The organism is Bradyrhizobium sp. CSS354 (assembly GCF_029051725.1).
GTDB lineage: Bacteria > Pseudomonadota > Alphaproteobacteria > Rhizobiales > Xanthobacteraceae > Bradyrhizobium.
On sequence record NZ_JAACFU010000006.1, the window covers coordinates 157,678 to 181,084 of the forward strand.

Below are 23,407 nucleotides of genomic sequence, written 5' to 3' on the forward strand. Positions count from 1 at the left end.
GCGGATCGGTCGATCCGACGATAGCTCGGGGGAACGCGCGCAAGAAACCCAGTTTTCGTCGCTTAGGCGCGAACGCGATCAGCGTCAGAGCTGCGCCAGCCAGACCCACTCTAAGCGTTCTGCTGCGGCCAAGCGCGGCGCGGTCCGGCTCTTCTTTCACTTGAGCGAGCGGATGTACTCGGCCAAATCCGAGACTTCGGACCGCTGCAGCGACAGGCTTGGCATATTGGGGTGAGGGCTGAGCAGCAGGAACGCGAGTTGATTCTGATCGAACTCAAGCGTTCGCGCAATTTGGCTGAATGGCGGCGCATGGTCGATGGCATTTGTCTGGCCGGGCTCGACGACATGGCAGTTAGAGCACCAGCGTTTCGCGATGTCCTTGCCGTGTTGGGGATCGGCCGCGGCGGAGTGCGCAAGAATTGCGAACATGAGAAATGCGACGAAGGAGGATTTGAGTGCTTCGGACATGGTGCGCCTTTTAACATCTCAGCTTCGAGGATAGTAGACGGCGCGACTACGATGGAAAGTCGGCCGGATCTACCTTCAGACGATCCGCATGCAGAGACCAGTCGTGGGTCCCGTGAATATCGCAGAATCTCGCCTTGGCCATCAGCTCCGCCTCCCGTTCGTCCCGAGCGTCGAGTTCGATGGTGGTCTGCCACACCTCCGACATTTGGCCATTTTCGCCGAGGACATCCTTGGCGAAACGGATGATGAAGCGAGGCATGGGGCTCCTCCTTGTCGCGGGGCAGGGCCATCGGAAGTGATCGGCAGGAGCCCGCTCACATTTTTTGAACCGGCCGACCCCACTTACTCCGAAGACGCCGTCGGCCGCATCTGAGAGTTGGCAAGCAATCTCCTCTATCAAATCTTCATGCTCCCAGCACGCGCCATCGCTCTTGATCATGTTTCCAGCGCGGTACTAGGCATGGGACTTGGAGGCGTCGTCACTAACCCTGATGGTCACCTCTGGATGGAACGGGCCGATCACAGTGGCGCGCCGGGCGAACGCTTTCGCCCGTCGCCTGGTTCTGGAATTCAATCGCCCCCCTGTATTCGGCCGGCGCGATGTACTCGCCATTGTGACCCCATAACCAGGAAAGCGCGTCTACTTTCGATCGGCCTCGGCTTCCTGCTCAAGTCTCAAAATATGCGCGCGCAGTGCGTTAAAGCGACCTTCGGCAATATCGCTGAACAGCGGGTCCTTGTGGCTCGTTGCGGCCGAAGCGATCTCGGTCCAATCTTGAGGCTTGAGAACCCTAAGTGCCGCAGGAAAGAAATCGCGATCTTCCATCATCATGTGACGGCGCTCGTGCGCAACAAAATCGTGAACGATAATATCGACATCCTCGCGAAGAAGTTCACGATCTGCGAGCACGCTGTCGACGGCCTGAGCGACGCGGCGTAAAAGCTGGGCCCCTTTCTGATGTTCACGAGCTAGATCGCCGACTTTCGCGGCAGCAGCTGGATCTCGCACCTTCAGCTTGGCAAAGACCAAGTCCTCCTGGGGATGATGATACACTTCTGGATAGACTTCGAAATAACTGATCACCGCGTGGATGACCTCGTAATCGGGACGGTCTCCGCGGTCGAATACCTCTAGCTCCCGCTCGAGGATGGCGAGCAATTTCTCGATGTTGCGATGCTCTTGGGATAAGCGCTCAATGATCATGGCAGCGCTCCACTGAGTGAATTTTTTAGAGAATGGTCCTCTGGCCCGTAGCCGCTTTGCGGCAGATCAAATTTAGTCAGATTAAGGATGTAGCCACGCACTCTGAAATGAGTGTCTGCCGGGCAACGGCATGCGGTCTCGCGACGCCCTGGACCGGTGCCGCGATCGCCTTTGAATTCAGTCCAGATGCCGCGAACGGCGGATCGTAACCCAAAACTCATCGCTGCAGAGATCGCTTCGGTTTAGGTACTTCCTGAATTGATTTCATGTAGTTCAGGACTGCCTCCGCTTCGCCCCTCTTGAAGCGGAAGGTCGGCATCGAGGGATGGATGCTGCTATAGCCATCCTGCAGTCGTTGCAGGAAGTCGCTGTCGTAGAGTTTGGTTTCGCTAAAACTGCGGAAGGGCGGCGCCTGCTTGTTGGGGCTCGCGCCGGTTCTGCCAACCGAGTGACAGCGGGCGCACAAGCTTTGCAGCAACTCTTTGCCACGTTGCTGCTCCTCGTCGCCCGCATTGACGGAAGTGGCCCACAAGAGACTGGCTACCAAAAGTATCAGCAAGGATCGCATAATCGCAGTCTCGTCACGCAATAATTGCCAGCACGAGTCGCCTCGCCGCAGATATTAAGCGCAATTAGTCCGACGGACCAACCGCCGAAAAGTTCAAAGGTCACGATCAATCCGCTCCTTTCGCGTGCCCTGAAAGCGAGCGCCGTTAATAGAGCTGTCCTGGCAAATCGGCCCATCCGAGGAAATCATCCCGATTCAAGAACGATACCACGGCTGGCGAAAGCCAGTTTGATGCAGCTCAAAAGATCAGTTCGGCTAGTGATGAGGGAGTGCAGGGCAACGAGTGTGGGTCGCCAAATAGCGGCCGTCCTCTGAGGTGCCGCTCGAAGCCGGCGCACCTGTCTCAAGAAGCCGTCAGCCCTGTGTCTTCGGCGACGTTTGACCTGCCTCAAAAAGCGCACGCTTCTTCGGACGTACATTCTGTCAAAAACGGAGAAGACCAATGGACGAATCGTTCAGGCCGAGAATCCTTCGGCTTCTGGATCAGCACCGCACCATGAGGATCGCGACGTTACGAACTGACGGCTGGCCCCAGGTGACCACCGTTGGCTACGCCAATGATGGCCTCGGGATCTACTTCCTGTGCGGAGCGGACAGTCAGAAGGCAGCTAACTTGGCGCGGGACGATCGCGTCTCGCTTACTGTGGATGACGATCCCGCGCAAGTGATGGACATCGCGGGCCTATCGATGGCGGCACGCGCGAAGCTCGTAACGGATCCCGCCGAATTCAAAAAGGCCTTGCGTCTCCTGATCTCGCGATATCCGAACCAGAAGGGCCTTGATCTCCCCATGCCGAAAACTTCGGACCGTCTTCCGCCTGACACCCACGATCGTCTCCCTGCTCGACTACTCAAAGCGATTTGGACATACCGACCTGATCGCGTGCTAAACTGCCGTATCCTCCATTAAGGGGCGTAGTGCGGACCGAACAGCTGCTAGGTAGGCGGCCTTTGGCGAGTGTGGTGCCCGCGTGCGCCTGCGCGCAATCATCCTCTCTTACGCCGAGGGCAATTCGCAACGAAATTAGGCGCGAGCTCTCGGTACGAGTAGAATCTCTCGTTCTTTGATCCAGCGCAACACCTGACGTGTCCTCCATGGCTTAGTCAGGCTTGCTGTGAGTGTCCAACTGCGAGAAGCCGGAAAATGTCGCGAAGCATGCTAGTCAGCCTCGCGATGCTGATCGCGACAGCGGCGTTGTTTCTTGTCCGCGTGCACCATGCGAACGGATCTAAACTGGCTGCGGACAGCGCGTCGCGAGGACATCGTCTCGCGATTGCATGGTGCAAGTCGTGCCATGCAATCGAACCGCATATGGCGGGAATGTCGGATCAGGCGCCGGCCTTCGCGGCAATCGCAAACAGGCATGGAACGACGGCGCTTTCGCTAAAAGTGTTCCTGAAAACCAGCCACCAGAACATGCCGAACTTGGTCATCGCGCCCGATCAAGCCGAAGCTCTCGCGAATTACATCCTTAGCCTAAAAGGTCTGGACTAGAACGTTGATCAGCGCGACCGAGCCTGATCGGTTTACAAGGTCTCAGAGAACGCCACGATGGCTGCTCAACGCTGCAATGAACGCCGGCGAGGCTGGGCGTGCGATGGCAGCAGCCCAGCAACTGACGATGTAAACACCGACCAAATCAGTGGTCGTCAGTGAAATCAGTGATTTTCCATCCTCTTCCCCCTACTTACTGACAACAACAACTCAGAAGGTCAAAGGGATAAAAGGTGAGCAGGAGGGAGAGGAGAAGACGATCACTGATTCCACTGATCTCACTGATTTGGCCGGGTGCCCTGCTGCTGTTGTTGCCGCGCAATGTTAGGGGCAGCTGAGGGCGATACTGGACGCGATGCGTTGAAGGAGTACATTGATCGGTCTAGTGACTCTAAAAACCACGCTGGCACACCATGCTGACCGCAGGCGAAGAGCTAAGACGGCGGCGAATCGCGAATCTCCGGCCGCGCCCGCGCGTGAAGGGGCAAGCAAATCGGATCACACGCGATCTGCGTCAGGCCATCATTGCCGCTGCGGAAGCCCACGGCGGCGATGGCGCCGGAGCGAATGGTTTGACTGGTTATCTTTTTTTCCTCGCCGATAGGCACCCCAAGACGTTTGCCGCGCTGTTGGGAAGGATGATCCCGCTGCAAATGTCTGGATCACCCATTCAAAGCGTCGTTGGACAAGTGACTGTCATTGGCATTCCAGCGGGTCATTCCCTTAGCAATGACGTTACGCGGGCTGATAGCTGAGAGATATCAACGCCGCTCTCGGCTCTGTGTTCTCAAAAGTGTCGCGAAACGCTTTCGCCACAGCCTAATCCTCCGCATTCAAGACCGTCCGCCTTGCTGGGTCCCCGGGGGGTACTTCGCATCCGCTTTTTTCGCAATGAAGGGGGTGCCCATGACCTCGAAGTTTCGCTGAATCTCATGTTGCAGTACAGCGCGCGTATCACGCCCATCGTGCACCGAGTTCGCTTGATCTCGCCGCAGCCGCGATAACATTCGCGCGGTCAGGGTGGTCGCGCCGGACGCGACGTTGCCCAACCACGGGGCCCGGCCTCTCATCACCGCACGGCGGAGGACAATGATGGCGACGCGCAAGGAAGTTCCGCAACGCGGTTCGTTCGTCGTTGCCGACGGCGGCCCTGCCGAGATCCATGACAAGCGCGACGGAATCGTCAAAGGCATGCGGTTGACCTCAACGCCGAACGTCAGCCCGGTCCCGTTCGCCGACCGGTACCCGATGATGGCCGAGCAGATCGCAGTCGCCGGGCCCGTGGGCGGCTCAGCGTTCGAGAAAGAGAACGCCGCGATCGTGGAACTGGCGCGCAGGTTGCGGGCAGTCCGCGAGGAGTGCAGGCACCGAGGAAGCGCAAGCCATGAGAGGCCACGCGCTCAAGCTCGCAATGGCGCAATTGGCGATCCGACATCGAAGCATGCCGGTCTCGCGTCCGGCACTCTCTCTGCTCGCCCGAACTGTCGGACCAGTTGTCATCACGGGCGTCGCCGCGTCGAGCGACATCGATTCCGACCGGTGCAGCTTCGCGCGCAACTCAATCTCATTTCCTGCCGACCTGGCAACGCTTCCGCTGGTGCTTGGACATGATATCAGCAAGGTCGTTGGTTTCGTGCGCGCTCTCGACTATGCCGCCGATGGCAGGCTCCACATTCGCGCTGAGGTCGTCGACGAAGTTGCTCGGACAATGCCGGCGCTCTCGATTTGCGCCAGCGTGCTCGAAGCCGAGATCCGTGACTAACACAGCCCGTCAGGTTACTACGCGCGAATCCTGAAGGCCACGGCTGTTCATATCGGCCTCACCGACAAACCGAGCAATCCAACAACGCTGATCCTCTCCAGGCGCGACGTCGACTCTCACGACGCTGCTGTGGCCGGGCTGCTTCGCTGCAAGGTCATGCTGGAGCAGTTGCGAGTCGCATGGTCGAGCAACGCCGAAAATACGGCGGAGTTGCATGCTGATGCTGATAATATCAGTATCAAGCCGGGGCGGGTCGTGCCGGCACCGCCGCGACCGACGCGCTCGATGCGCTCGATGCCCGTGCGCATCTACGGCAGCTTGCCGCGCGGCACCATCGAGCCGCGCCGCAACAGCTTTCGCGATTTGATCGCGCGCCTGCCTGTCGGAGGACCATAATGACACTAGCCGATATCCGCCGCATTCAAGCCCGCGCCGCGCTCTATCTTTCCGACGAAGTCGCAGCTGTCGCCGGTATGTCCCTCGACCAATTCAAGCAATTCTCGCTCGGGCGTCAGTTCACCGTGACCGATCAACAACTCGCGGCGCTGGCGCGCCGCATGGGTCTCAAGCTCCAGGGAGCACCGCAATGAATATGTTCAACCGCAAGCCCGTCGTCGGGCCCGAGATCACCGGCACGCAAGCGCTCCTGCAGCACCTGCAAACTCGCACTGGCGGCCCGAGCGGGACACCGCTCGCCCGGATTGCCGCCGACGTCAGCGATGCGATCAACGATGCCAACAACAAGGCCAAGGCCCGCGAGATCGCCCGCAACATGGCACCCGATGCCGACGATGTCGCGATCAGGGCCATCGCAAATCGTCTGCTCGACGGCATCGGCACCAACGCCGCTGTCCTTAGCGGCCAAGTGCTCGAAGAGTTCACCAAGGGCAAGATCAACCTTCCGCCGGAGGTCAAGAACGCGCTGGCGATGCACCTGTACGGCGGAGGCGTGATCTTCGATCCCGAGCGTGACAAATTGCGCTCGGCGTACAATCACGTCCCGCAGAAGATGGGACCTCCGCCTGATGCGTGGTCACATCCGGACCCGACGATCCGCGCAGCCCAGGAGCAACTCAAGGCCGTCATGGCCGCTGCTCGCGGGCCGATGCCGCTCATGCCGTCGCCGGCATCGCCGCCGTCGACACCGAAGCTGCGGCCGGGCTTCATCTAGGAGGCAGCAGGGACCGCCGAACTCTAGCTCTGGTTTCAAAGGCCCAAGCGAACTCTGATCCTGTACCTCAGGACAATTGGCTCCATGGCCGAATTGAAGTTCTATTATCTCGTCCACGGCGCCCTCCAACGCCGTGACAACAACCCAGCCCCAATGCCGCCCCAGTTTCCCAAACGCTGGGGCGGTACCCCGTTGGCCGTTCGGTCGGCTCCGTTGAGCCCGTATGTGCGTTAGGCGACAGGTGCGGTCGCGCAGGCTCCCACATCAGAGCCTCGTGGCGCGCCCAAGCGCGCTAAAGTAGTTCAGGCTTCTTTTTGATTCTCTCAATTTCTGCCAATGCGACCTCCGACTGTGGCAGAGTTTTGAGATTGATTTTGAGTTCGAAATCGCGAGCACCCGGCGGCTCAATGCTGACGATGTCTGCTCGCGGGGAGCAAAGAAAGACATTGCACCGCGAGGTCGCGACTTCTGTTTTTGACCCACACAAGACATGCGCCGTTCGGAATTGTTGCGGCGCAAATCTAGCGTGGCTCCGATTTTGGGCTAGTCTGAGTGCGAAGTTTGGTGTGGACCCGAGCCATGGAGCGAGTTTCATGAATGACGCCACCTCGCAGTTGCTATATTTCTACACTCGGCATCCCATCTCGCGCGACATCATCTTGGCCAAGCTGCAAGCGACCCGCGGGCATCTCGATAACCTGCGCCCGGAGGAATTGTCTCCGCACGACCAGGATCATTATGGTGGACTCAAGGCCACGGACGAACTGGCGCGGCAAGCTCAGATCGGCTCAGGAACGCTCGTTGCCGACTTTTGCGCCGGTCTTGGCGGTACCGTGCGTTATCTTGCCTATAAGTACGGAGCCAATGTCACTGGTATCGAATTCACGCCTGTGCGCGTCGCAGGCGCGCAGGATCTGACCAGGCGGGTCGGACTTCAGGACGTGGCGCGAATCGTCGAGGGCAACGTGATGAACGTTCCACTGGCTGACGCGAGCGTCGACGCCGTCGTCAGCCAAGAATCATTCTGTCACGTCCCTGATGTGAAAAGGACTGCGATGGAAGCCAGCCGTATTCTCAAGGCAGGCGGTCGATTGGCCTTTACCGATTGGGTCGCCAATCAACCGCTTTCAGCCGCAGATGCTCAACTGATGTGGGACGGGATGGCAATTCAGCCGCTCCGCTCGATTCCCGAGTACCGTCGCCTGGTCGAGGGCACTGGCCTCAAGGTGCTTTCGGTCACAGACTTGACCGATGAATGGGGCCCAATCCTAAAGGATCGCCTCGCGATGTATCAACGCTTGCGCGAAGAAGCGCGACAGGCCGGAACACCGCTCGGACACGACGCATTTCATGAATCGTACATTAGATTGGTCGAACTCGTTCAACAGCGCCAACTAGGCGGCATAAGAATTGTTGCGGCGAAGTAGGTCGTAAGCTTCTCAATGTGGATGTGATTTGTTGCGCTGCATATGTCGCTTCCTGGCCCATAGCTGACCTTCCGCCCGCACCCGCTCGAAGACCGCTTCTGACCCGTAGCGGATATATCGTGCGAGTGCCGATAACGTCGTAAACCGGCCCGCTAATACCCGTTGCGGATTACGTGGTTGCGAGTTTTTTGAAAGATGCAGTCGCGCTGTCCTTTTGACCTCCAAATTCATGGTGATAGTGTCGCAATTGCGGCCCGTCGGGGAGGACATCATGGGATGGTTTGACCGACTGTTTGGAAGGACGTCTTCGCCCACTGCGAGACTCTTTGTGAGATTTAGGCGGAAATCACGGGCACCGACCGATCCTGATCTTCTGCAGATTGCCAAAACCCGAAGAGGGCATATTTCGCGGAAGGCCGTGAGAGAGGAATATAATCGGCTGCTCCTGGAGAAGTACGAACACGATAAGTCATGACTTCCAACCCCATCCAATAGTGCCACTACGTGAAGCCTGGCGCTCGCCTCTAGCGATGTCGGCACGTGACCCGAAGTTGCTCCTGCGGCCTATACCCGCAGCTGGCCGCTGTGGGTGCACCAACTAACGAGACGTGATACCCTGCCTCCCATCGTCCTCAGGCCTCAATGAGGTACGAATGAAGCGGCGGGAGTTCATAGCCGGCACTGCGGTGCTGCTGGTTTCGCCAACACCTTTGCGGGCCCAAGGCGCGCCTCGCCGGATCGGCTTCTTGGGCGGATTCCTAGATTCTCAGGGTCGCAACGCGTGGCGCAATGGTTTGCGCGAGAAGGGCTGGATCGAAGGCAAGAACCTGCTCGTTGAATATCGATTTGCCGAAACTCCGGATCGCATGGCAACCCTAGCTGCGGAGTTGGTGGCGCTAACTCCCGATCTGGTAATTGCCCTAGGGCCGTCACCAGCCCTTGCCCTTAAATCGGCAACTGCCACCGTTCCGATTGTATTCGTGGTTGTCGCCGATCCCGTGGGGCTCGGTCTCATCCAAAGCCTCGCGCATCCAGGCGGTAACATCACCGGCCTTGCGAGCTGGGTGCCGGGAGATTGGACCGCCAAACAAATACAAATCCTCCAGGAACTGGTTCCTCGCGCGTCGAAAATTGCGCTCTTGGTCAATCCGGGCAACCCCATGCATAGGCTGATGGTAGCCGAGGAGGCACCAAGCGCAGCGCGGAAGCTGGGCGTGGCTCTGCCGATAGTTGAGGCGACCACGGACGAGGAACTTGATATCGCCTTTGCCTCGGCCGCCGCCCAGCGCGCCGATGCAATGATTGTCTTGGGCGATGTTCTGATCATTCGCCAAGCCCCACGAGTTATCGCGCTCGCTGCGAAACATCATCTGCCCGCAATGCATTTCTTCCGACAATTCGCGGATGGCGGCTTGGTCGTCTACGGCCCCGATATATTCGATCTATTGCGTCGTGCTGGCACCTACGTCGATAAGATCCTCAAAGGCATCAAGCCTCCCGAGTTGCCGGTCGAGCAGCCGACCAAATTCGAATTTGTGATCAACATGAAGACGGCCAAGGCGCTCGGCTTAACAGTGCCGACCTCACTACTCATTCGCGCTGACAAGGTGATTGAATAGAGCTATCTCGTTGCGATGCAAGAGTCCGTTCATGCCCCTAAGCCGAAGAGCAGTTCAGCCGACGTGATGTCCGCTGTCGCTGGTGAACCCGACGCCGAGCTGACTCTGGACCGAGCGCGGCTTGTGACCCTTAGAAAGCGGGCGAGGATAGTGGCATCAAATGCGAACAAAAAAAACGGGCCGATCCCCTAACACTTGCGCACCAGCAAAGTCCAAACAGGCGATGCACCGTCCCAACCTCGAAGGCGCCCCGACAGCCGCACCTTCAGCCCGGCTTCCGTGATCCGCTCGACAACAAGATGCAGCGCGATCACGTCGCCCTCTGACAGCTCCACACAGCCACGCTTCCGCGACCACACGGCCCCCGGGAAGCGAAACAAGTTCGCCTTCAGCCATCGGCCGCCGCGCTCCGACAGTGGTTGTAAGTCGACCTGAGCGCCGGCCCTAGGCTGCAGCCTGACATCTGCCCGTCGCAGCCAATTCGGAATCCAGCCCATGCGAAATGACTAGCCGATACTTTTCACGTTTGTCTATGCTTCGTCCGTCTGAATGGATTCGCCGCTCTGTCAGACGCCAAACGAGCGAGTTATCTGCTTCGTCATGACCAGAACCGCGTCAGTGTACTTTCCGTTTGACACTTGATGATCCCACAACGCCAAAAAAAGAAGTGCGAAAGCAGCAATCATGCATCCTTTGAGCATCGGCCTCTCCCATGAAGAGACTGCCAACCGAGCAGGTCTTAGCTGATAATTTAGCGGAAACGGAGTCGCCGCCACGACGCGTTGCAATGCTCAAGACGTTGGCAATGACTTATTAAGTTTCCGTAAAATCAGAAGTGGAGCGGCACACGCCCGGGAAATGATGATCATCGGGGGTCGGTGATGAGGGCGTAGGCTCCACGCGAAACGCGCAACACGCCTTCGCCAAAGCCGGCGACGAATTGATCGGACGAGTCCGCTGGCAGCATCTGGCTGAGGTCATCGAACGAACCGCTCACCATGGTGGCCAACTCGTATGCCGAAGCATGCTCCGCCCACCGGCGGCGGAACTCCAAACCACGTTGCCGCTCACCCTCTGCGTCCATCGTCCCCGTTGACCGGCCCCGGCGAAGTTGTTGCCGCGCCGGGGCCTTCGACGTTCTCGCCAATCGTCGGAAGCTTGGGGGCTTGAAAGACTGGCAAGGCGCACCGTAGACAAACAGACCATCCGTGTTTGGCTAGTGCACTATGTGCCAATGCCGGTGCGATACTCCGAGGAGTGAGACGGGGTTAAATCGAGTTCGCCGTCTTGACTCGATGTTCTCTATTGTTCTAGTGCGGAAAATCCAGGTTCGCTAATGCCCACACTCGAATATGTCCGCTCGGAAATAGAGCGTATGCGCTCGCAGATCAGCCGACAGCGGAAGGAAATCCTTCAATTGCAGCGAGCCGGGCTGTCGACCGCCTCGGCTGAGACCCTGCTTCAGCGCATGCTGAGCAAGGTTGACGACCTGTGCGCTGAGCGGGACCGGCAGGTGCGGGCTGCAAAGGAAAGCCCGCCCTATGCGTCCGGCAAGCCGATAAGGGGCACTCCGGCAAACCGAAGGATGTGATGGATAACCTTCGGCGTTTTCCGGCGCCTTGCGGTAATTGCTTCTGATGCCACGCATGTTCGGGTCGTGATGGTGGTTGCGCTTGGTCGTCGCCGTAATGGCGCTGCCCCGACGATTGCAAAAAGGCGCCAGTGCTGGTTGGCACCGCCGCGCGGTCTTTGCGTAAGTTACTTTGCTGCTTGCGGCGGCGGCGGCTTGGGGACTGTGGTGAGCATGCGGTGCTTCCACTGTCCGCCCTCGCGAACATCAACTGCAGTCCAACGGCCAGAACTCTCTATAGCGGTACCGCTCTGGTTCTTACCGCTTATTTTGTACTCGCCAATAGAGAGAGCGGTATCTGCGCCCAGCGGCCACGCCTGATCAACTGTTATCTCGCTATGATCAAAACCGGCCTTGAACGGGAGTTCGTAGTATTTTGCGAAATCCGTCTGCATTCCTGCTGGATTGACGATAAAGCCGCCATTTGCAAAAAGCGCAGCAATACAGGCAGCATCTTTCTTATTGAAGCATTCCGCGTATGCTGAAGCGAGCTTGGCGATTTCCTGCTTCAGGTTTTGATCCTGTTCTGCGGCAGCCGCAGGTAACGAAAGCGCCAGAAGGAAACCTAATATGTGAGATATTCGCATCTTGTATCCTCCCACTAAATGCTGAAAACTTTCCCCCGTAAGTTGGTCCGGACGAGCTACACTATCCCAAAGTCGGGATCGAGGCTTGCGATTCATCGCAACGCGTAGGCCGCCACAATGGTCGGCCTACTCCGTTTCCATGTCGGATGTTGGCCCTAAGCCGAAGAGCGGTTCAGTCACGGCGATGTCTGCTGTCGCTGGACGCCGAGGTGCACTTGCCTCGCCAGCCGTTTTTGACTCTAAGCGGTCGTCGCGATGACCAGGAGCCGTTCTTAGAGCGCTGACAGCGCGCACAGGCGCCGCTAAAGCAGATCTGCTGCTTCGCTGCACGGCTACGGGGGACGCTGACGTACCAGGGTCCACGAGGTGGGCACCTAGATGATGCGCTGATGCTGTACGAGGGTGAATCTAGAAAAGTCGCCGCAGGCCTCGCGCCGACTTTCTTCCCAATCACAACAAGCTACAGCGACTTGGCCCTTTCACGGGCTGCTTCGACTGCATCCATCCCGGTCTGCCTGATCCGATCCAGAGCCTCGCCGCCGGTATCGGAAACCTCTGCCAACAGCGTGTCGGAGTTTTCGCGCAACGCCTGCGAGACGGCAGCAACTCGGCTGTTCAGGTCGGCCCTCACAGCATCGCTGGTCCCTCCGACATACTCGTTCTCGATGTCGGTTGCCCTAAATGCCCCCGCGACTGCAGCGCCGATGGCCAAGCCGACGACGCCAAGCACCAGCGGTTGCCTTTCGAGCACATCAGACAACGACGACTTCGCTTTTGAGACGGCTTCGCCGCCCGGAACCTGGTCGCCCACTTTGGCGAAGCCGTCCCGCACCATCTCTACGCCGCCCTCGAACTGGGCCCTCATCTTGTCGGCGGTCTCTGACAGAACGCTGGATGCGGCGCCCTTGGCTGACTGCAACGTATCGTCGCCATCGAGTGACCCTACGTGATCCATTTCGGGCGCCGTGGGAGGCGCCGCAGTGCGCTGGAGCGCCGACGCCGTAGTCCGCATCGTGCTCACTCCGGTATCGACCACACCGGACGCGGCAGCCGCCGTGGACCGAGCTGCGCCCTTGATCCTTTCGTCGCCAGCCATAAGCCACAGCGCGCCGCCTCCAATCAAGACGGCGGCAAGGGGATTTTCCTTGGCCGCTGCGATCAGATTGTCGAAAAAGCTAGTTTGCGTGCTCCTCATCGCACCATTCCCTTCACGGTGTCCTTGTCCTTTTCCAGCTGCCTGAGGGTCTCCCGCGGCGCGAGATTACGGGCGTCCAGCCGGTTGATGCCGACCGCAAACAGCACGCCCGCAATGGCGCCAGCGAGAATCGCGGATGTCAGGTAGGAAAGCGGTTGCGACCATCCCGCGGAGATCAACGCCGCCGACAGTGCGAACAGCGCCATCACAATGGCGGGGATCACCAGAAGGGCGCCACCGGCAATGAGGCCTGCTGCTCCCGTTATTTTCCGCACTCTGTCGCTGAGTTCAGCCTTGGCCAAGTCGATCTCGTTCTGGAACAGCTTGGCAAACTGCCCCATCGCGTCCGCTACAAGTGTGGAGATGGTCCGAAGATCGTTCTGGCTGGTCTTTATATCGTGCTGAATGGTCATGATACGCTGCCGCCTTTGAAGGAGGTCGGTCCCTGCGGATTGCTGCCGGATACCGATGCGCCCTGCGTGGACGCGTGTCCGGCTCCGGTTGAAGACGTGGTTCCGCGCCAGGCGTCGCCCTGCCTCCATGGCGTTCCACTGCTCATTCCAGGTCGCGATGATGAAGGCGAGCCACCGCCGGAGGCCTTCAAGAAGCGTACGGCGGCGAAACCGGCGAGCACCGAGACGCCAAGGAAAGCGGCCGGCTGGCGCTTCGCGAAATCAGTTGCGCCGTCGAGCAGATCGCGGAAGCTGCCGTTTCGGATCTTCTCGGCGGCATCTTCAGCATAGTCCGCGGCGGAGTTGATGCCGCGGGCGGCGAAAGGCACGTCGCTCTCGAAGGCACGAGCCGCTTCCCGAACATTCCCCGCAAGTCGCTCAATGAACTCGGCTCCAGAGCGCTGCTGCTCGCGTGCCTGCCCACGAATCTCGTCCATAGTCCCCGAAGCGAGGTCCTTGGCCGCATCCCCCGCTTCCTTGAACTTGTCCTGTGCGACGTCAGCCGTTGCCTGAAAAGCGTCGCCGGCCCGCTGCTTCGCAGTCGCTGCAGCGTCCGCCACTTGGTCCTTTAGGTTCTTGGGAGCACCCGCGTCCCGATCTTGATTTGATGTCGTGCCTCTGTTCAGGTCTAGATCGTTCATGATGCGTTCCTTCAAGTATTGGAATTGCGAGAGGGATTGAAAGCGGCTCCGACGACGTCGTCGGCGGCTGTCTTGAGCGAGTCAGCGAGGTTGTGGGTCATGCGGCTGGCATGCTCACCGAGACCGGCCTCAGCGACGCTGTTCGTTGCCGCGTCGGCTGCCGACATTGCGGCATCTTTCGCTGCTTCAAATCCGGACTGAGCGGCCTCGGCGGCGGCCCGCTGCACGTCGTCGCTCGCCTGGCCCATTGCCTTGGCTTCAACCTTGGTTTCCGGAAGAGCGGCTGCGATAATGGCTCCGATCGCAACGCCAAGGCCAGCGATCAGCGCGGCATTATCGCTGATAGTCGCGCGAGCTTGTTCGGGCACCCTTCCGGCCGCGTCCTTCGCTGCCGAGGCACTGTCCTTCGCCGCATCCACCCCGCTCTTGAGCTTCTCGCCAATCGTCTCGGCGCCTTGGCTGGCCCGTGCGCGTAAATCCGCCGCGAGACCGGCAGTCGAATCTTGCGCGGTCTCGGCCATGCTGGCGGCCTGATTCCGGGCGGAAGATAGTTGATCAGTGAAATCGCCTTGCATGGCGCGCGCTCGGCCCGCCATGTCCTCGAAAACCTCGCCCGCCTTGTCCATCGCAGGGCCGGAAACCTCGGCGGCGCGGTCTCGCACGGTTTTCGAGGTGAGCGCCAAGCCGGCACCGATCATTAAAAGCGGCAAGGGGACACCGCGTGCCAAGCGCAGGAGTGGAACCGCCACGGCGGTCCCGGCGGCCACGGTCCGCATCGGGTTGTCCATGATTTGCTGCTTCAGTCCGTCGACCCAATTTTTTGTCGTGTGGCTGACGTAGTCCGATATTTCCGACTTGATGTGCTGCGGCGACATCTTGTGGCGGATGTCCTCGGCCGTCTCCGAGACCTGCTCTTTCAGCCGATCGACCGTAGCGGCCAACTCAGCGCGACTTCGCTCGGACTCACGCCTTAATTCTTCCACGGACCGCGTCATCGCATCACCCTCTCCCGCTTTTCGGATTTCTTTCAATCGAACTCACGGTTTTTTGAATTGTTCCTAGTGACCCGCTCCGCGGCGGTGCATTCCATTGACGGAGCGCACTTGGCACGGGGCGAGAGCGTGATCTGATCGTCGCCAAACGCGAGACTGCAATACAACTCAGGAGGTGTTAGCGGCAGCTCAGACGGGAGTAGATATCGGCCGACCGGCGCAGTCGGCTGCATGCTCTGTTCTGCTGTGCGGCCCGGGCGTCGACCGTCACGGGGAGAGATCCGGGTCCGCACCCCGAAATCGTCATATGCAGCTCAATGTGGTGCCGACGAATTACGCGGCGCCTCGGTCGTGGCAAGCGATAGCGGAGCTGCGAGTGAGGACCCAACTGGGCCGAGCGCCAGACGAACCAGCTGGACGACAGCCGATCTCCGGTCAGCAAGAGTGGCGCACAAGAGCGCTGGACGATCCGCCAGCGGCATACTAGTCAGTCGCCCTCGCCGGATCGGCGGCAGCAATCTGCAGTCCCGCGCTGTTGAGAGCCTCCGCAATTTGCTTCGCGAGCAGCTTGGCTTCTTCAATTCCAATTTTTGCGTCTGGGTGATGTGCAAAAAACGCGCAAATCGTCGTGGAGATGATTATATTCACCTGGTGGGAATCAATCATTTTACGTCACTCGAAAATGCGAACTGCTTTATCGGATCGGCGGCCGCATCCCCGGAGAGCGAAGTCATCGCAAGCCGAAAAACGAGAGAATGGCCGCAATTACAACTATCAGTCCTATGATGTAAATCAGGCCGTTCATCACAAGTATCCTTCTGGCTCGGTGAACGAATATTATTCGAAGGTCGCAGGCCCACTTTTCTCATTGCGCGGCTGAACCGCCGTTAATTTTTCGAGCTCAACTTCCTTTTCGATGGCCGATAAGGAATTGCCGATCTTGTCGACGATTTTGACCAAATCGGCATGGGTGATGCGAAGCCGCTTTCGCACTGACTTTACCTGCTGTGCGTTGGCGAGATCGAGCGTCGTGCGAACAGGCCGTGGAGGTCTTGAGCACAGCATGAGCAGGTCTCCTGACTAACTAAGATCAGCGGGGTCCCTTTTGTTCCGTTGCCATAATGTGGGCGTGGGAGTTCAGGAAGCCGGCTAATTCGCACTGCCGCGCAAGGTGTAACGAAATAGAAGGCCGTCCGCTGCTTGTGACTTGTCTGTTTGAAGGCCGTATGTCGGCGGCGAGATCCCAGGGGACGGGCAGGCCCCATTGCCCGCTATCGATCTCGCGAATGAGAGATCGCGCCGCAGGATCCGGCCTCAGTCTGGCATCGGTGCAGGACCTGGTAGCTAGCGGGCCGGCGGCAAGAATGCCTGTTGTCGTCTTCGGGTGACGCGCTGCTATCGCTCGCGGTCAGGAAAGTTTCTAGCGTGGCTGTGCAACCAAGCAAATATGTTGAGCATCGTCAGCTCTCATTGCAACTTTTCCCGCCTTCATTGTTGACGAACCGGAGCGAACCCGCGGCTTATGTCCGCCGCTGGCTTACTAATGGTCTCGTTATTTTCCGGAGAGCGCTTGCAGTAAGTGGATTTGCTTGGTCCGCCTGGTGGCCGGAGCCGTTGCTCTAACGCCTGCACCGTCTGCGTCGGCAATGCCAGCTGCCAAGCTGGACGCACTGGGTGGGTTCAGACTGCCCCTCTTGAGGTTAAGGGCGGCCACGGACATGGCGGTGGCCACGGGTCGGGTCATCGCGGCGGGGCGTGGTCATCACTACGGTTGGGGCAGACGCCGAGGCCATCACTACGGTTGGCGGCACCATCGCCGCTGGTAAGCGTTACGAATTTCGGCCCGGACTTGGTGTCCGTGGAAGTGCGGAGTGCATAGTTTTAATTTTGTTAACCATGAGGCGCCACCTTGCGGCATGGATAGCATCGAGGATTCGCCCAAGCTGAAGCCCCTTTTGGACGCAGCACGAATTGGACCGACTAATTCTGCTCGCCAAAGGACGGGCCACCGCAGCCAAGGCGGCCAAGGTACTGGGGCGCCGCGTCGGCTCGGTGCGTCGGCAAGCTCGCGAAAAGGGATACTGCTTTACAAGACCTAAGGGCAGAGGATTTTCTCCAGATGGAAAATCATCAGGACGTCTTAGCGCTACAGCGGAAGCTGGCGCACTGTCGCCAGCTCATAAAAGAGTTTCCGGACGGGCTAACTGCGAAGCATCTCCGGGAGCTTGAGGACGAACTGAAAGCTGAGCTGGCAGCCGAGCTACGCACCATTACGCGGCAGTAATCCGCTCCCTGCAGACCGCGCCGCAGGAACTCAATGCGCATTCTTGCGTTGGCGCGACATGCCCAAAGAAATCGCAATAGCGTTTTGGTCATTGGCTGCCGCCTGCCTTTTGGCGTTTAGCTTCGCGGCTCTCCTCTCTTCCCACTAACAGGAGTAGTCAAAAAGCTTGGGGCCATTGTCGCAAGCAAAGTCGGCTTATGGCCCCAATGCGAAGTCTAGGCAGCGTACCGGGTGGTCGGCTCATAGGGGGTACCGCAACCTAGGCGATGGGCCGCACTCATCAATGGAAAGACTCGCCGCGAGGTCAGCTCCCCATTAATGGACATGCAAATGGACAGCGGCGACTTCGCCTTCGGGTTATGAGCGCCCTTCGGAGTGTCGGCCGGCTGCTTCCGATCTGCACTGAGCGAGACTGGCAAGTGCGGCCGGCAAAGGAAGGTCCGACCTATAGCTCGGGTAAGACGATAAGGGGCACTGCGTGCAACCGAAGGATGTGATGGATAACCTTCGGCAATTTCCTGCGCCGCCGGTGATGGTGCGGGCACTCATCATCGCTGGCCTCAAAGAGGTGAAGCTCTATCGCCAGCGGCACACTGCGGAATCTGCGGTTGGCATGCTGGAATGAAGCTCACCGCCCATACCTTCCCGGCCGATTCGCCCAATCAGTTTCTTCAAAAATTCGTTTGCCAGCTTCTCCGGGCCGTGCTTCGCCTTCAACGCGTCCCATGCGACGCTGAAGCGTCCCTTCGCCTGATCCAGCGTCGCTGCGTCGCCGAACGGCGGGCGGGAATTGTGACGGTGACGTTCCAAAGCCAAACTGCGGGCGCGCGCTCATGGGCAAGCCGGATCCCCCCGATCAGCTGGCCGTCTCCAAACACCATGAAATGGTCAGGGCGGATTGCGCGGAGGCGGAGCATGTCAATCCTGATGCAGGTCTATGTCTGGAAACATCGTCTCCGCCGAAGCTCGCAGCATATCGAGTAGCATTCGCGCCTCTTCAAGCTGATGCTCTAGTTTGTGTTTATTGTCGCTCGGAGGGCAGTCCTGGATCAGCGCACGGGTGTGCTGCAGGCAGAGATCGAGCAGAAGGATCGCGCGGCGAGCATGGTGAGCGGTCTCGACCGCGTGTTTGGAAGCGGATTTCGGAAATGGGACAACGTTACGCACTAGAAAACACTCACTCAATTTCAAAGAGGGGTAATCTACTGAGACCCGTTTAACGCGAGTTCAATTTTTCAATCGCTTTCGTGCAGTGTTCTGAGACCGACCTTAGCAGGTCATTAATAATAAATTAGGCGCCCCAACCTAGGGGTGACGCCTTGACCCTTCGCCTACGCTAGGGCCCCCTCCATGGGCCCGTGAAGGCCAGTCCGGAGGAAGAGTGTCGTAGGGAGGTGAGTAGGCGGTTTTTTGCCGACGCCCCCCGTTACTACCCAAGAAATGTAACGCGCAAGTCTGCAAATGTAACGCCCAATCTGAAATCGTCGAATCCTACGATCGGGGACATTACGAGTCTCGGATTGTGCGTTACACGATTTCGGCTTCGACGTTACCGGAGCCGGCTTTGCCCGTTACCATCCTAGATTCAAATCCTTGAAAGGCGAGGTGCGGACTGCGATTTGCGAAGGTGTGGCGAGTTAACGGGGGTTTGAATCCCTCCCTCTTCGCCAGTTTTCCAATTCTATCCGCCACTTTCTTCGCGCAGAAAACCTTGAAAAATCGCGTTCCCGGCCGGCGTGAGTGTGCAAGTGCCGAAGCGTGTAGGCGGGAAAGCCGCGGACGCCCCCCGTTACTACCCCAGAAAAGAAACGTGCAGTTTGAAGAAAGTAACGCCCTGTTCTGCAAAAGGTAACGCCCCGTTCCAACGAACTGCGCGTTACAAAAGTCGCATCTGTGCGTGACAAGACTCCGAACTGGGCGTTACCGGCGCGCGACGCGGGGATAGTCATGCAGGGACGATCAAGCTTTCGAACCGAAGGCCATTCTTTCGGATGAGCACGGCGCTCAATACCTCTGTCGAGAGGCCAAACAAATTCAGCTCTCGCTGGGCCGACGTTTGCCGTCAAACCGTGAGGCAAGCAAGGTAGCGGGTGCACTCACCGGCTGTGCCGTGCAGCCGACGGCTGGCATCTGGCCTTCCCTGCGCCCTCTGGGGTTCTAGAGCGGGACTTCTAACGCCGGGAATTTGATCCTTTGCGGTATTGGTGCGTCGAGCAATGCGTTGTTTAGGTCGTGGGCTCCGCTGGCCGGTGGTGACGCGTTGAAGGCTGCTTGCCACGCCGAGAGCACGGCATACGGCCGGGCCCGCGAACTGCTCCGCCTGCTTGGTATGGCGACCGCGGACACTTGCGAAGTCATCGTTCAGCCCGAAAGAGGCCGACGAGGGAGGTCACGACCAAATAGATCCTGCGCTTTGAGCGCGACTTCTGTTGGTTCCGCGGCCCCAACTTGGCGGAGCGCGTTTCAGAAGGAGCGTTGATCGCGGTCGATCCGAATGGAGTGCAGACACCCGTATCCTTGATGATGCTGCACTTGGGTGCTACACACCTTGGTGTCGCCCGGATTTTCTTCAGACTTTTCAGGCACGTAGTTGTGGAGGCCACGGGGCTGCCGTCTAGCTGGGGACCCTCCCGCCCCAGCCACTTGATAACGCTCGTCTATCCTGCCCTTTCTTTGGCGTTCGATCAGGTCCCGCCGGCTGCAGCTTGCAGTGGTCGGCAACAGCCGGCGAAGGTCCTCCCCATCGACGATACCGGGGTTGCAGATGAAAATGTCGAGTCTCCTTTGCTCGATGGAGTGGATGCATGTTCCCTCTCAACGATCGAAGACTTCTCGTATTTCAATGCGTGGAGGAGCCTCAAGCATATCCAGAAGAGTTGTAAGATCACCCCTTTGTGTCCGCCACGCGATGTAACCCTGCTGCTGCGCGAGGCTATCCCATTCCTGGATCAGGGTGAAACGGGCGGCGTTTTCCGGATCCTGAGTCGACCAGCTGAACCGTTGCCCCGCGGCCTTCCGTGTCACTGATGGTATGACCGTCAGCAGGTGCTGCTTTAAGGCCTCCGCATTGCGAGCGGTCATGTCGAGAGTCACAATGACGGGCCGTGCGTCTTTCGGAGCAGCAATGGCGGGCGATTGTTCCTGCTCTGATGGCATCATGGTATCGGTCATGCCGAACTCCATAGTTGATTTCAGGACAGCCTTCCGACACGAGGCTGTCGGCGGGCTCAATGGTTCTTCGGCGGTCTGCGCAGCAGCGGCCGGATGCTTGGCATTGCCGCGCGACCCATCGTCGGCCAATCCTTGAAGGGCCCGGCCGCGAGAAAGACGAAGCTGGCCTCCCACGAGGGGCGCAGCTTCATGCGCGCGTACCAGGCCGCAAGATGAGGCCGATCACAGTTCGTGATCAACTCAATCAGCCCCATCTGGTCGAGCCGGGCGACGTAAGGCAGCGCCGTGAGATCGAGCAGGGTCACGTCATCGTTGATCAGGTACGAGGTGCGGCCCAGCATTTGCTCTAGTGTGTCGAGCATCTGCTCTTGAGTGCGCACGGCATCGGCGAACTCCATTGCCTTTAGGCCCTGGCTCACGGCCGCTCGGCGCAATTTCCGGTCTCGCTCGTTGGGCATCGCTGCCAGCAACGCCTCTAGCCGGTCGGAAGGCAAGTGGAGAAGAGCCGGCCGCGCGAGTATCGCATAGTGCATCATACCATTGGCCGGATGGTTGACTTCATTGAGCCGGCAGATGTGAGCGCGCATCCGCTGCCGCAGGACCGGGTCGGAAGGGCTCAACGGCGGAGATGGAAACACCTCATCTAGATACTCGAGAATGGCGGCCGTTTCGAGCATCCGGTCGCCCCTGTGCACCAGCGTCGGCACGACGCCGGCTGGGTTGACGGCACGGTAACCCGGCGCGTGCTGCTCGCCTCCCAGCGATATTTCCACGCTTTGAAAGTCCAGCTTCTTTTCCGCCAAAGTCAGGCGGACCTTCTGCGACGATGCGGAAGCGAGATTGTGATAGAGCGTCAAATCGATCATCGAGGTATGATGCCCGACATGGAGAACAGTCGCTTTCAAAAACCTGCTGCGTCCGGGCTGCTCTTTTCCTGGGGAGCACGTGCCTTCTACGTCGGCCCGAGTTTTCGGCTGAGCCCTCATCGGAACGCCGTAGCCGTGCTGGCAATTGGCGTCGATCGACCATTCGGCGTTGCCAGCAATCCGAAGATGCAAAACTCCGCTTATCGCAGTTGCCGGACTGCGTTGATCCCGCCGAATATGTTGCATCATTTCCAAATTGGGCGAGGCCGGGTTGCTTTCCTTTATGTGGATGCGCGCAGCCGCGACCTGGAGCACCTGCAAACGCTTGCAGCCGAACAAACACCAAGAGCCTCATTCCACCTGAGCATCGAAAATGAGCTGATCGAATTGTCCACTCGGCTATCGGATGGGGTGATCGATTGGAAGAAGGCGCGCGGCGAGCTCGTTGAGCACCTCAACGCCCCCGCGCCGGGCGGGATTGATTGTCGGATCGCAGAGTTGATTAAACAACTTCACGCCGAGCCTGCCGCCCGGACGCCCTTGGCGTCCATCGCAAAGAAACTCGAAATGTCCGAGTCACGTCTCATGCACGTCTTCAAGCGCGACGTCGGGATCCCATTTCGCCGATATCGCATGTGGGTTTCGATGGGGGCTGCCATACGAATGATGCAAGCTGGCGCAAGGCTTACGGATGCCGCGCTCGGAACAGGTTTTTCTTCCTCGGCTCACTTCAGTGCCAGCTTCCGCGAAATGTTCGGGATTGAGCCTTCGCGACTGAGCCAAGCCATCGCTTCAGCGCCCCGCCTTGATGCACCAGTCCTCTAGTCAGGGGATGCACTTCGGGGCCAGGCGTTGTAGATGGCGACGGCCTTTAAACTATTGTTCCGCCTAGGGGCGATTTCCGGTCCCCTATCCCTCATACTGATCCGGCCCCATGGCCCAAAGCGATTGATCGTGGCCGGATGCGTAGTTGCGATTGTTCAGCGCCGGATTGCGATTGATCATGGGCCGCATGAACATCGGATGGGTGGCGCTGCGCACCTCGTGCTCGACCGTGAACAGCGGCTTGCCGCTGTCGAGATCGACGATGTCGCAGAAGCGGTACTGGTACTGATTGTCCTCGCGCGAGACCAAATCGCGCGCCAGCAGCTTGCGATAGGGGCCGGAGAAATCGGTGATGTACATCTGCACGTGGTGGCCGTCATAGTCGCCTTGCGGTCGATCGGTCTCGCGGAATAACAGATGCTGGTCGCGCCCCGTCTTCACGGCGGCGACCGTGCCGTCGCCGTTCCACAGCTCCGATGGCATGCCCATGATCTCGGGATAGAAGGCGCAGATGCGCGCGGCGGATCCTACCGGCACGTCGAATTCGACATAGGGAATGCCGAGCGCGACGCGGCCGAAGCGCGCGGCGTCGGGCTCGTAGCATCGCAAACGGTTGCCCCACGGACAAATCGCCTCGACATGGTCGTTGTGCTCGGCGAAGGCGAACGCGGTGCCCTCGAGCTTCTTCGCGACCGAGCCCAATCGCGCCAACAGCGCCTCGCGGCCCGCGATGACCAGTCCGATATGACCGCGCAGCACCTGCGGCCTGCCGCTCGGCAAATGAAACTGGCTCCGTCCGGCGTTGATCCACATGTTGGTGTCGGACACCATCAGAAAGGGATCGCGGGTGAGCCCAAGGCCTGCGACATAAAACAGCGTAGCAAGCCGCTGGTCCGGGACCTGGATGTTGACGTGCTCGAAATGGATCCCGTTGCCGAGATCTTCTTTGGATCGATCGAATTGTTGCGGCATGGACGGGGCTCTGATGGAGGAGGGACAGATCCATACTAGAGCACATTTTCCGCCAGTCGAAATGATTCGCGGACCACA

Annotated in this window: 28 protein-coding genes; 12 read left to right on the forward strand and 16 right to left on the reverse strand. The window is 59.1% G+C overall.

The features are described 5' to 3' along the window. Positions 1-156: 156 nt before the first annotated feature. The 4 genes from GWG67_RS16405 to GWG67_RS16420 form a co-directional block, all read right to left on the reverse strand. On the reverse strand, positions 157-468 hold the full coding sequence (locus tag GWG67_RS16405; protein WP_275170320.1) for a cytochrome c: 312 nt from the start codon (positions 466-468) through the stop codon (positions 157-159). A 46-nt stretch (positions 469-514) separates the two neighbouring features. Continuing rightward, positions 515-727 (reverse strand): hypothetical protein, encoded by a 213-nt coding sequence (locus GWG67_RS16410; protein WP_275170321.1) that lies wholly within the window; start codon positions 725-727, stop codon positions 515-517. Between the two features lie 381 nt (positions 728-1,108). Further along, the gene (locus GWG67_RS16415; protein WP_275170322.1) at positions 1,109-1,672 is read right to left on the reverse strand and encodes a hemerythrin domain-containing protein; all 564 of its coding nucleotides are present in this window, start codon (positions 1,670-1,672) and stop codon (positions 1,109-1,111) included. Between the two features lie 217 nt (positions 1,673-1,889). Then, positions 1,890-2,240 carry a cytochrome c gene (locus GWG67_RS16420; RefSeq protein WP_275170323.1) on the reverse strand — a complete coding sequence of 117 codons (351 nt, stop codon included), beginning with the start codon at positions 2,238-2,240 and terminating at the stop codon, positions 1,890-1,892. Positions 2,241-2,682: 442 nt separating this feature from the next. Between GWG67_RS16420 and GWG67_RS16425 the strand changes: the two genes are divergently transcribed. From GWG67_RS16425 to GWG67_RS16465, 9 genes are all read left to right on the forward strand, one after another. Next, positions 2,683-3,150, forward strand: coding sequence for a pyridoxamine 5'-phosphate oxidase family protein (locus GWG67_RS16425; RefSeq protein WP_275170324.1), 468 nt, complete (start codon positions 2,683-2,685; stop codon positions 3,148-3,150). 234 nt (positions 3,151-3,384) lie between these two features. Then, the gene (locus tag GWG67_RS16430) at positions 3,385-3,735 is read left to right on the forward strand and encodes a cytochrome c (protein WP_275170325.1); all 351 of its coding nucleotides are present in this window, start codon (positions 3,385-3,387) and stop codon (positions 3,733-3,735) included. Between the two features lie 413 nt (positions 3,736-4,148). Then, on the forward strand, positions 4,149-4,490 hold the full coding sequence (locus GWG67_RS16435; protein ID WP_275170326.1) for a hypothetical protein: 342 nt from the start codon (positions 4,149-4,151) through the stop codon (positions 4,488-4,490). 656 nt (positions 4,491-5,146) lie between these two features. Further along, positions 5,147-5,497: a hypothetical protein gene (locus tag GWG67_RS16440; RefSeq protein ID WP_275170327.1), complete on the forward strand. Its 351-nt coding sequence runs from the start codon at positions 5,147-5,149 to the stop codon at positions 5,495-5,497. A gap of 156 nt (positions 5,498-5,653) precedes the next feature. After that, the gene (locus GWG67_RS16445) at positions 5,654-5,893 is read left to right on the forward strand and encodes a hypothetical protein (protein ID WP_275170328.1); all 240 of its coding nucleotides are present in this window, start codon (positions 5,654-5,656) and stop codon (positions 5,891-5,893) included. Further along, complete coding sequence (locus GWG67_RS16450; RefSeq protein ID WP_275170329.1) at positions 5,893-6,087, forward strand: hypothetical protein; 195 nt, start codon at positions 5,893-5,895, stop codon at positions 6,085-6,087. Before GWG67_RS16445 ends, GWG67_RS16450 begins: the two co-directional genes overlap by 1 nt. Then, positions 6,084-6,668, forward strand: coding sequence for a hypothetical protein (locus GWG67_RS16455; RefSeq protein ID WP_275170330.1), 585 nt, complete (start codon positions 6,084-6,086; stop codon positions 6,666-6,668). The genes GWG67_RS16450 and GWG67_RS16455 overlap by 4 nt, the downstream gene beginning before the upstream one ends. 593 nt (positions 6,669-7,261) lie before the next feature. After that, positions 7,262-8,095, forward strand: a complete 834-nt coding sequence (locus tag GWG67_RS16460; protein ID WP_275170331.1) for a class I SAM-dependent methyltransferase — start codon at positions 7,262-7,264, stop codon at positions 8,093-8,095. A 653-nt stretch (positions 8,096-8,748) separates the two neighbouring features. Then, entirely contained in the window at positions 8,749-9,714 is a 966-nt protein-coding gene (locus tag GWG67_RS16465) for an ABC transporter substrate-binding protein (protein ID WP_275170332.1), read from the forward strand. 865 nt (positions 9,715-10,579) lie between these two features. Here the strand turns inward: GWG67_RS16465 and GWG67_RS16470 are convergent. Next, the gene (locus tag GWG67_RS16470; protein ID WP_275170333.1) at positions 10,580-10,798 is read right to left on the reverse strand and encodes a hypothetical protein; all 219 of its coding nucleotides are present in this window, start codon (positions 10,796-10,798) and stop codon (positions 10,580-10,582) included. Positions 10,799-11,050: 252 nt separating this feature from the next. Here GWG67_RS16470 and GWG67_RS16475 point away from each other — a divergent pair, with 252 nt between their 5' ends. Further along, entirely contained in the window at positions 11,051-11,305 is a 255-nt protein-coding gene (locus tag GWG67_RS16475) for a hypothetical protein (RefSeq protein WP_275170334.1), read from the forward strand. Positions 11,306-11,472: 167 nt separating this feature from the next. On the opposite strand, the gene GWG67_RS16480 is transcribed toward GWG67_RS16475, so the two are convergent. The 7 genes from GWG67_RS16480 to GWG67_RS16510 all read right to left on the reverse strand — a co-directional run bounded on the left by GWG67_RS16480 (position 11,473) and on the right by GWG67_RS16510 (position 16,276). Next, positions 11,473-11,931 (reverse strand): nuclear transport factor 2 family protein, encoded by a 459-nt coding sequence (locus GWG67_RS16480; protein WP_275170335.1) that lies wholly within the window; start codon positions 11,929-11,931, stop codon positions 11,473-11,475. A 460-nt stretch (positions 11,932-12,391) separates the two neighbouring features. Next, on the reverse strand, positions 12,392-13,126 hold the full coding sequence (locus GWG67_RS16485) for a hypothetical protein (protein ID WP_275170336.1): 735 nt from the start codon (positions 13,124-13,126) through the stop codon (positions 12,392-12,394). Next, positions 13,123-13,539 (reverse strand): phage holin family protein, encoded by a 417-nt coding sequence (locus GWG67_RS16490; protein WP_275170337.1) that lies wholly within the window; start codon positions 13,537-13,539, stop codon positions 13,123-13,125. Before GWG67_RS16490 ends, GWG67_RS16485 begins: the two co-directional genes overlap by 4 nt. Beyond that, positions 13,536-14,234: a hypothetical protein gene (locus GWG67_RS16495; RefSeq protein WP_275170338.1), complete on the reverse strand. Its 699-nt coding sequence runs from the start codon at positions 14,232-14,234 to the stop codon at positions 13,536-13,538. Before GWG67_RS16495 ends, GWG67_RS16490 begins: the two co-directional genes overlap by 4 nt. Continuing rightward, entirely contained in the window at positions 14,231-15,214 is a 984-nt protein-coding gene (locus GWG67_RS16500) for a DUF3618 domain-containing protein (protein WP_275170669.1), read from the reverse strand. Before GWG67_RS16500 ends, GWG67_RS16495 begins: the two co-directional genes overlap by 4 nt. A 480-nt stretch (positions 15,215-15,694) precedes the next feature. After that, positions 15,695-15,877, reverse strand: coding sequence for a hypothetical protein (locus GWG67_RS16505; protein ID WP_275170339.1), 183 nt, complete (start codon positions 15,875-15,877; stop codon positions 15,695-15,697). 171 nt (positions 15,878-16,048) lie between these two features. Further along, positions 16,049-16,276, reverse strand: coding sequence for a hypothetical protein (locus GWG67_RS16510; protein WP_275170340.1), 228 nt, complete (start codon positions 16,274-16,276; stop codon positions 16,049-16,051). 1,697 nt (positions 16,277-17,973) lie between these two features. Between GWG67_RS16510 and GWG67_RS16515 the strand changes: the two genes are divergently transcribed. Beyond that, positions 17,974-18,120: a hypothetical protein gene (locus GWG67_RS16515; RefSeq protein WP_275170341.1), complete on the forward strand. Its 147-nt coding sequence runs from the start codon at positions 17,974-17,976 to the stop codon at positions 18,118-18,120. Positions 18,121-18,413: 293 nt separating this feature from the next. Here GWG67_RS16515 and GWG67_RS16520 read toward each other — a convergent pair whose 3' ends face one another. The 3 genes from GWG67_RS16520 to GWG67_RS16530 form a co-directional block, all read right to left on the reverse strand. After that, complete coding sequence (locus GWG67_RS16520) at positions 18,414-18,662, reverse strand: hypothetical protein (protein ID WP_275170342.1); 249 nt, start codon at positions 18,660-18,662, stop codon at positions 18,414-18,416. A 1,647-nt stretch (positions 18,663-20,309) separates the two neighbouring features. After that, complete coding sequence (locus GWG67_RS16525) at positions 20,310-20,666, reverse strand: putative quinol monooxygenase (protein ID WP_275170343.1); 357 nt, start codon at positions 20,664-20,666, stop codon at positions 20,310-20,312. A 56-nt stretch (positions 20,667-20,722) separates the two neighbouring features. Next, entirely contained in the window at positions 20,723-21,532 is an 810-nt protein-coding gene (locus GWG67_RS16530) for a glutathione S-transferase family protein (RefSeq protein ID WP_275170344.1), read from the reverse strand. A gap of 18 nt (positions 21,533-21,550) precedes the next feature. Between GWG67_RS16530 and GWG67_RS16535 the strand changes: the two genes are divergently transcribed. Further along, the gene (locus tag GWG67_RS16535) at positions 21,551-22,357 is read left to right on the forward strand and encodes an AraC family transcriptional regulator (protein ID WP_275170345.1); all 807 of its coding nucleotides are present in this window, start codon (positions 21,551-21,553) and stop codon (positions 22,355-22,357) included. A gap of 84 nt (positions 22,358-22,441) precedes the next feature. On the opposite strand, the gene GWG67_RS16540 is transcribed toward GWG67_RS16535, so the two are convergent. Further along, positions 22,442-23,329, reverse strand: a complete 888-nt coding sequence (locus GWG67_RS16540) for a VOC family protein (RefSeq protein WP_275170346.1) — start codon at positions 23,327-23,329, stop codon at positions 22,442-22,444. Positions 23,330-23,407: the final 78 nt, after the last annotated feature.